Origin of the sequence: Waltera acetigignens, assembly GCF_025567015.1 — a bacterium.
GTDB classification, from domain to species: Bacteria; Bacillota; Clostridia; order Lachnospirales; family Lachnospiraceae; genus Acetatifactor; species Acetatifactor acetigignens.
In genome coordinates this window covers 1-3774 of sequence record NZ_JAOQJO010000039.1, presented here as the reverse complement: position 1 = coordinate 3774, position 3774 = coordinate 1, and the positions used below count along the sequence as shown (strand labels likewise).

Annotated in this window: 6 protein-coding genes; 2 read left to right on the top strand and 4 right to left on the bottom strand. The window is 40.8% G+C overall.

The features are described from left to right. The first annotated feature begins 261 nt into the window (after positions 1-261). Both OCV96_RS19270 and OCV96_RS19265 read left to right on the top strand, forming a co-directional pair. Positions 262-447 (top strand): type II toxin-antitoxin system HicA family toxin, encoded by a 186-nt coding sequence (locus tag OCV96_RS19270; protein ID WP_118546760.1) that lies wholly within the window; start codon positions 262-264, stop codon positions 445-447. A 13-nt stretch (positions 448-460) separates the two neighbouring features. Further along, entirely contained in the window at positions 461-859 is a 399-nt protein-coding gene (locus OCV96_RS19265) for a type II toxin-antitoxin system HicB family antitoxin (protein WP_227063920.1), read from the top strand. 44 nt (positions 860-903) lie between these two features. Here the strand turns inward: OCV96_RS19265 and OCV96_RS19260 are convergent, their stop codons facing one another. The 4 genes from OCV96_RS19260 to OCV96_RS19245 all read right to left on the bottom strand — a co-directional run bounded on the left by OCV96_RS19260 (position 904) and on the right by OCV96_RS19245 (position 3607). Beyond that, a complete protein-coding gene (locus OCV96_RS19260; RefSeq protein ID WP_227063921.1) occupies positions 904-1437 on the bottom strand; it encodes a hypothetical protein in 534 nt (177 codons plus the stop codon). A gap of 126 nt (positions 1438-1563) precedes the next feature. Next, entirely contained in the window at positions 1564-1815 is a 252-nt protein-coding gene (locus OCV96_RS19255) for a hypothetical protein (RefSeq protein WP_227733306.1), read from the bottom strand. A 289-nt stretch (positions 1816-2104) separates the two neighbouring features. Continuing rightward, positions 2105-2446 carry a hypothetical protein gene (locus OCV96_RS19250; RefSeq protein ID WP_227733307.1) on the bottom strand — a complete coding sequence of 114 codons (342 nt, stop codon included), beginning with the start codon at positions 2444-2446 and terminating at the stop codon, positions 2105-2107. Between the two features lie 849 nt (positions 2447-3295). Then, positions 3296-3607: a hypothetical protein gene (locus OCV96_RS19245; protein ID WP_227733308.1), complete on the bottom strand. Its 312-nt coding sequence runs from the start codon at positions 3605-3607 to the stop codon at positions 3296-3298. Positions 3608-3774: the final 167 nt, after the last annotated feature.

Sequence of the window (3774 nt, the reverse complement as noted above, 5' to 3'; positions counted from 1 at the left end):
TATGAAAGAGTAAATATCAACTGTGCGGGAGTAAATTCCACCGCCTAAGCGGGCGGTGGAATTTAAATAAAAAAGTTAGGTTTTTCATCTGACCTCTTCTTTTCATTGACAATTTTTTCAAAAAACAGTATGCTAAAAATATCTAAAAACACTTCAAATAATATGCCAATCATCTAAACATTTAGGCTTATTATTTGAGGTGTTTTTTTCTGCTTATTGACACACGTGTTTACACGTATTATAATTTAAGAAAGGATATCAATGAAAACAAACGAACTGCTAAAACTATTAAAGAAAAATGGTTGTTCTCTTATCCGCCACGGAAGCAATCATGATATTTGGTATAGCTCTGTGACGGGAAAACAGTTTGCTGTTCCTCGACACAAAAAGGAAATAAAAACCGGAACTGCCATTGCTATTTTGCGCGATGCCGGAATGGATTCTTAGAAAGGAGATTCTTATGTCTAAATATGTTTATCCCGCTATTTTTACTTCTGAACCAGATGGAGGTTATTCTGTATATTTTCCCGATTTGGAAGGTTGTTATACCTGCGGCGACACACTGGCTGATGCTCTGTTTATGGCTGAAGATGCCCTCGCGCTTATTCTCTATGGATATGAAAAGGACCAACGCCCCATTCCACAGCCCTCCAAAATGTCAGGCATCAAAGTTACTGCGGATTCCTTTTTAAGTATGGTTGCATGCGATACCCTGGAATATCGCAAACGTTTTAATAACAAAGCTGTTAAAAAAACATTGACTATTCCCGAATGGCTGAATGAAGCTGCTGTTGCAATGAATATTAACTTTTCACAGGTATTGCAGGATGCTCTTTTGCAGCGAATCAGTCCTCAATAATGCACACACGAAAAATAAAAAGTGCCGCAAAAACGGCACTTTTTCTATGGAGTTATCTGTGTCAATGTCGAACACTTTCTGTTAGACCTTTTGTCCTGGAGTTCTGTGATCTCCGTTAGCGTATCCAGTTCAATGGTTGTTCTGTCATCGCAATACCACCATGTAATAACCAAACGGTCATTATATACATATATCTTATCTATGAAGTAGTCCAGAATTTTGTTTCTGGTGTCCTCATCATCAAAGTCGGCTTTTGCATACATATCGAAATATTTCTTGATGCTGTTCTCGTCCTCTGCCAGAGCGTATTTTAATTTTTCAGCTTCCATGGCTTCTTTCAGATTGGCTTTGTCTTTCTCCAGCTTCTCCAGACGGCTTGTCACGGCATCTGAAATCACACCTTTTTCAATGACTTTAATCAAATTGGCAATTCCTTTTTCCGTCTCCTTTAGCTCATTCTCCAAGACCGCAATATAGCCATTGTCCGTATATAGCTTTTTGTAATATTCCGAAATATCTACCGCAAGACTTATGAGGTTTTCATCGTCCCTTAAAAACTCACGCAATACCCATACCACATGAACCTCCAACAAGTCCTTCGGTATGTTTTTCAGACAACACTTGTGCTTTCTGTGATTTTTGCAGGCATAGTAATATAGAAGATATAAGGAAATGATAATTCCCCTGTAGAAATGATAATAGTACTATTTCTGCTCCGGCTTGCGTAGATTCTTTATCTTCTTTTCAAAGAATCTCCAGAGTTCTTCGCCATTCTCACGTAGCTGTACATATTCCTCTGCCCATTGCAGAACCAGCTTTTCATTCTCCGCAGACTGTGTAGCTATGGGAGTTTCATAAGGCGGTATCCCGCTATCCAAAGTTTCTGCCACTCCCCACATTCTGCAAATCCGCATTGCTGTTCTGTAGACTTTTTCTTTTTGCGTGTTGCCGCTCATCCGTTTTTCTCCTTTGCATCCGTTTTTTCTGATAGTCCACGCCGCCGTCTGATTTCATAAAAAAACATACATCCGACTTGTTTCTAAAACAAACCCAGATGTATGTTTAAATTTCTTTTTGCACTTTCTCAAAGTTGAAACATACATCTGAACCTGATCTCTTCTTTTCCTGAATTATCAGTCAAAAAAAGAGACACAAGTAACTTGATGTCTCAACCTACTCAGAAATTAGCACATTTTTTCGGTTTTGTCAAGAGGATTGGCGGTTTTTGGGGGAACAGGCTTTTCTCTATGCCTGTTCACACTCAATGCGGAAAATATAGTAACAGGCAAAATTACCGAAAATCTTTCGATCCGCTTCCAGCTTGCTGATGTCCGGCACGCTCACCCCGTTGTTCTGTAGATAACGGAAATAGATACGGACGCTGTCCATGAACCGGTTGTGCTGGCTGGTGCGGTAGCTGTCGTTCTCGGCTTTCTCTTCTCTGCTCATTTCACTGAACCGATACCGCATCGTTGCATACTTGTAGGCAAACTCCTTTATATCTGCATACAGTTCTGCGGTGGTCTCGTCCTTTTCCTTCTGTGCTTCCAGTACCTGATATACTTCCTCAAACTTCTCTAATTCCATGCTGCTTTCTCCTTTCGCTTTCCCTTACTTTTATCCTGTATTTTATTATGAATGTTTCGACACAGGATGTCAAACATTCTTCCTGCAACCACTCGTTGGTACAACTGTTTTTTCGAGCCTTTCTTCTCTGCTTATCTTTTGGAAAATGATTTTGTGAAAAATAAGCCTGCCATAAGGTGTAGCTTTTCTTATTTTTCAGTTCTCTTTTCAAAAGCATTTTTCATTCTTTTACATCGCAGATGTGACAAGCTCTGCTTATGCCCTTTTTGCTTTCCGGAGCCTTTAGCGGAGAAAGCAATGAGATTTCTGCGAAAACTCCGTAACCATGCGGGTTTGAGCCTGTAAACGAGCCGTCAGAATATTGGCACTTTTCTGTAAACATTGTTTACAACTGTAAACGAGAGTGCCAGAACGCCCGTAAAACGGGCATTTTTTAAGTGAACTTGTTTACAAGCCGCAAGGGTCTGTGACGACGTGTAAACGGGACGTTATTTGCAAAATTTGTAAACAATGTTTACAAGAAAGTTCTTTACGCAGACCTTAGACTGCACCGTAAGGTTCTGCGCAGCTTATTCTAAAAAATAAGTTCCCTTACGGGAACCTTCTGAAAACATGTGACCGCTGCCGGTCGTTCTGTGTATCGTGTCATGCCTTTTTCTTTCAAAAGCGAACCATTCTCTGTACCGGTTTCCGCCCAGATTTGGGTCAATCTTGGGCGCATATTGGTACACAAATGTAGGGAATGCCTGTTCTTTCCTTTTTGGTACAATCCGTGGCTCATTCTGCTCCCAAAGATGGTACATTATCTGGCTAAAAAAATGGGCGGCCTTTCGGCTGCCCGTAGATTCTCTAGTTTATTCTGAAATTATATGCCTTTTTCCGTGAACGCTTTCTGAGTCTTGCCGTCACATATATGATCTGAAATTCTGCGTTCCACTTCTTGATATTTGTTGCGACAAAGACCGTCATCACAACGGTAAGGATTGTCATACTAAGGCTTGTACAGAACAGACACTCCAAATACTTTGCTCCCAGTATTCCCATAAGAACTATTCTGACCGGAACGGGTACTGCAAGAAGAATCTGTAATAACGTTCTCTCCACCAGACAGAACAGGACAATCAATAAGTCTCTGATACCTGAAAGCATTCTCTTCCTCATATTTGCCACACTCCTTCCAAGCACCCTGTCGGCAGTCCGGCGGACTGCAAAAAAGAACCTGCAAAAGCAGGTTCCCAGACTGTAGACAAAGCTCCTTCCTGTGAGGGAGCTTTTCTTGTGTCATGACTGCAAAAATTATGTACTTACAAGCATATAAGAAGTAGTGA

Excerpts from the sequence above, each read along its gene's own strand:
- OCV96_RS19270 (WP_118546760.1), top strand. The coding sequence starts at position 262 with ATGAAAACAAACGAACTGCTAAAACTATTAAAGAAAAATGGTTGTTCT.
- OCV96_RS19265 (WP_227063920.1), top strand. The coding sequence starts at position 461 with ATGTCTAAATATGTTTATCCCGCTATTTTTACTTCTGAACCAGATGGA.
- OCV96_RS19255 (WP_227733306.1), bottom strand. The coding sequence starts at position 1,815 with ATGAGCGGCAACACGCAAAAAGAAAAAGTCTACAGAACAGCAATGCGG.
- OCV96_RS19250 (WP_227733307.1), bottom strand. The coding sequence starts at position 2,446 with ATGGAATTAGAGAAGTTTGAGGAAGTATATCAGGTACTGGAAGCACAG.
- OCV96_RS19245 (WP_227733308.1), bottom strand. The coding sequence starts at position 3,607 with ATGAGGAAGAGAATGCTTTCAGGTATCAGAGACTTATTGATTGTCCTG.